Here is a 4022-nt window from a genome sequence, read left to right as displayed (position 1 = left end):
AGCAAACGCCGCCACCGACGCCGTATTCTCCACAAACCCCGCATCCACATCCGCCTGCGTCAGGTCGTACTTTCCCCGACCGACAGCCTGCTCCCCGACACCCACGCGGCCAGGCGCGGCGGGGTTCGGCCACACGATCGACACGTCGTACAGCCCCACCATCGGGTCCACCAGCACACCACCCGTGACGGTCACGTTGCCCGTGTTCGTGACCACCACCGCGTACTCCACCGTGTCGCCGACCGCGCCGATGTCACCGGCAGCGAGCACCCCCGTCTTCACCGCAGACAGAGCTGGAGTCCGAGGAACGGTGACCGTTGCGGCATCCGCGGCGTCGACCGAGGCACCGGCCGGTGTGGTCGCGAAGACCTCGACCGCGTTCGCGACCGATCCGGCGTCGATGTCCGCCTGGCTGAGCGCGTAGATCGCGGTGCCGCGAGCCGTGGAACCGACAGGCAGGACGCCCGCCGCTGCGGGGTCGTCGCTCGGCCAGACCACGTCGATGGCGCTGAGCCCGGGCAGGGCGTCGGAGAGGTCGACCCCGCTCAATGTCTGGTTGCCGGTGTTCGCGATCGTGAAGCCGAACTGCACGACATCGCCCACTTGTCCGGTGGAGCCCGGTGCGAGTGCGCCGGTCTTGTCGATCGCGATCCCGGCATCCGCAGCGACCGTCGGGGTGCTGATCCGGTCTGAGGCGTCCTGCACGGCTGCCCCGCTCGGAGCGGATCCGGCGGCGGTGGCGATGTTGACCACTTCACCGGCATCCACATCGGCCTGCGTGATCGCGTAGCTGGCGATCGCGGTCGCGACCTCACCCGGCGCGAGGACCCCGGGCTCGCCGGGCCAGCGGACGTCCGGGACGGAGAGCCCCGCCAGCGGGTCCGTCAGCGTGATCGCCGACACGGTGACGTTTCCGGTGTTCTCGATCGTGAAGGAGTAGTCGATGATGTCGCCGACCGCTCCGTCTCCGCGAACAGCGGCCGTCTTGCCGGTGAGCAGCTCGGGGGCGGCTGCGGCGACACCGGTGTTCGTCGGTGGCGTGCTCGCCGTGATCGTGTCGCCCACCGGCGGCTTGCCGCTCGCCGTCGCGATGTTCGTCACCGAGCCGCGATCCACATCCGCCTGGGTGATCGTGTATTCCGCGGCGGCATCCACGGTCTCACCCGGGAGCAGGATGCCGGGCTCACCCGGCCAGTCGAACGTGGGCGAGGTCACGCCGACCAGCGCGTCGACGAGGTCGACGAGCGTGAGCGTGACGTTGCCCGTGTTCGTGATGCCGAACGTGTAGTCGATCCTGTCGCCGACATCGCCCGCGCCGTCGACCGCCCCGGACTTGGTCGCAGCGATGCCGGGACGTGCGGCGACCTGGACCGAGGCCGTGGCGGTCCCGGTGACGTCAGCCCCGCGCGGCGGGGTGCCCACGCCGTCGACGGCGCTCGAGACTCCACCGCGATCGATGTCTGCCTGAGTGAGTTCGTAGGTCGAGACGGCCGTCACGGTCTGGCCGGGGAGCAGCACTCCGGGGCGAGCCGGGTCGGGCCACGTGTACGCGGGAGCCGTGGAACCGCCGAGGCGGTCGGTCAGCGCGACTCCCGTGAGCGTGACGTTGCTGGTGTTCTGCAGCGAGTAGCCCCACGTCACGACGTCACCCTCGACACCGGTGGCGTCGGGGTCGAGGGCTGCGGTCTTGCCCACGATGATCGAGGCCTGGATGCCCTGCGTGTCGACGGTCTCGATACCCGCGGGGCTCGTGACGGGCCCCCCGCGCGAGCTTCCGCTCGCCGTCGCCGCGTTGGCGATCGATCCGGCATCCACATCCGTCTGCGTGATGGTGTAGCCGGCCGTCGCGATCGCAGTCTGTCCCGGTGCGAGCACGCCCTCGGCACCCGACCAGGTGATCTGCGGCGCGCTGAGTCCCGGCATCGGGTCGGCGAGCGTGATGGCGCTGACGGTCACGTTTCCGGTGTTCGTGATGCGGAACGTGTAATCGACGGTGCCACCCGCACCGCCGTCGCCGTCGACGACGCCGTCCTTCACGACCGTCAGAGCGGCGGCGGGCTGCACGGTGCTGATCACGACAGGGTTGGAGTCGGCGACGACGATCGTCCCCTGCTCGGTGACGGCCTCGACACCGGCCACGTTGCGCACGAACCCGCGGTCGATGTCGGCCTGGGTCAGCGTGTACCGTGCGATTCCCACGACGGTGTCGCCGACCAGGAGCTCGCCCTCAGGACCGGGCCAGGCGATCTCGGGAAGCGAGAGACCGGCGAGACGATCGATGAGGCGGCCGTCCTGCACCGTCACGTTGCCCGTGTTGGTCACCACGAGACGGTACTCGATGACATCGCCGACCGCTCCGATGCCCGGCTCGAGCAACTGTCCGCTCTTCACCGTCGTGAGTTCCGCAGCCTCCGTGATCGGCACGGTCGCGGTGGCCGTGCGGTCGAGCGTCGCCCCACCCGGAGCGGATGCTGTCAGAGTGACGGTGTTGTCGACGCGGCCCCGGTCGACATCGGCCTGGGTGAGTTCGTACTCGGCCGTGGCATCGGCCGTCGCACCGGGAGCGAGGACGCCCTCCGCGCCCGGCCAGGTCACCTCGATGTCCGACAGACCGACGAGCGGGTCGGTGAGGGCGACCGCCGACAGCGTGACGTTGCCCGTGTTCGCGATGCGGAACGAATACTGCACCGTGTCGCCTGCACGGCCGGTCGCACCCGGCTCGAGCACTCCGCTCTTCGTGACCGTCGCGTCGGCGCTGGCGGTGACTGTGGGCACCACGACCTGGTCCGAGGGGTCCTCGACCGTGGTGTCTGAGGGATCGGTGCCCGAGCCCACCGCGATGTTCGACACAGATCCGCGGTCGACGTCGGCCTGCGTGATGACGTAACGAGCGGTGCCGACGAGCGTCTGCTCCGGCGCGAGAACGCCTTCGACGCCTGGCCAGACGACCGAGATGTCGGAGAGGTCGTCGAGCTCGTCGACGATGCCCACACCGTCGAGCGTCACGTTTCCGGAGTTGCGGACGGTGACGGTGTACTCGATGACATCGCCGACCGCTCCGCCTGCTCCGTTGGCGATGACCGCCGACTTCGTCGTGACCACCGCGGGGGCCGGAACGTCGAGCGGCGTTTCGACCTCGGCGGAGGATGCCGAGATCGATGCACCACCGGGAACGGATGCGTTCGCCGTGGCGGTGTTCGTGACGCTGCCGGCGTCGACATCGCTCTGGGTGATGACGTAGGTCGCTGTGGCCGTGGCGACCTCGCCCGGTGCGAGCACGCGGTTCGTCGTCGGCCAGGTGATGGTCGGCGTGCTGAGGCCCGCGAGGGTGTCGGACAGCACGACACCCGAGAGCGTGACGTTTCCGCGGTTCTCGATCGTGAAGGAGTAGTCGATCGTGTCGCCGACGCTGCCGCCGGTCGCGGCATCGTCCTTCGTGACGACGAGCTGCGGAGCGCTCGCGATCGGCACGGTGGCCGGGGTCGTGGCCGAGACCGCGGCTCCACCGTTGGAGGGCGTGCCGGTTCCGGTGACGAGGCTGGTGACGCTGCCCGCGTCGACGTCCGCCTGGGTCAGGACGTACGTCGCTGTCGCGGTCACCGACTCACCGGGACCGAGGATTCCGACCGGGGTCGTCCAGGTGTACGTCGGCGGAGTCGTGCCGACGAGGGCGTCTGCGAGGGCGGCGCCGGTCAGAGTCACGTTGCCGTCGTTGGTGAGGACATACGTCCACGTCACCACATCACCGGCCCGTCCGGTCGCCCCCGGAGCCAACGCACCACTATCCGCCACAGACACCGCCGGAGCCGCAGCGACCGTCGCCACCACACTCTCCGGCGACACCACCGTGATCGGCTCACTGCGCGCCGGCACACCAGACACCGACGCCGTGTTCACCACACGACCCGCATCCACATCCGCCTGCACGATCACATACGACCCCGTCGCCGTCGCCGTCGCCCCCGGAGCGATCACACCCGGAGCCCCCGCATCCGGCCACACCACACCCGACAACACCACAC

Annotated in this window: 2 protein-coding genes; one reads left to right on the top strand and one right to left on the bottom strand. The window is 69.8% G+C overall.

What is annotated here, in order from left to right:
- Positions 1-3738: beta strand repeat-containing protein (locus ASF80_RS18570; protein WP_414846018.1), on the bottom strand; the 3738-nt coding region annotated here is incomplete at its 3' end.
- Between ASF80_RS18570 and ASF80_RS19495 the strand changes: the two genes are divergently transcribed.
- Positions 3716-4022 (top strand): hypothetical protein (locus ASF80_RS19495; RefSeq protein WP_235560061.1); only part of this gene is annotated, 307 nt, incomplete at its 3' end. The two genes, ASF80_RS18570 and ASF80_RS19495, sit on opposite strands and share 23 nt — an antisense overlap.

The sequence above is a fragment of the Microbacterium sp. Leaf159 genome (genome assembly GCF_001423615.1).
In the GTDB taxonomy this organism is placed as follows: domain Bacteria; phylum Actinomycetota; class Actinomycetes; order Actinomycetales; family Microbacteriaceae; genus Microbacterium.
The sequence above is the reverse complement of the archived record's forward strand: the minus strand, read 5'-3'. Positions and strand labels throughout refer to the sequence as shown.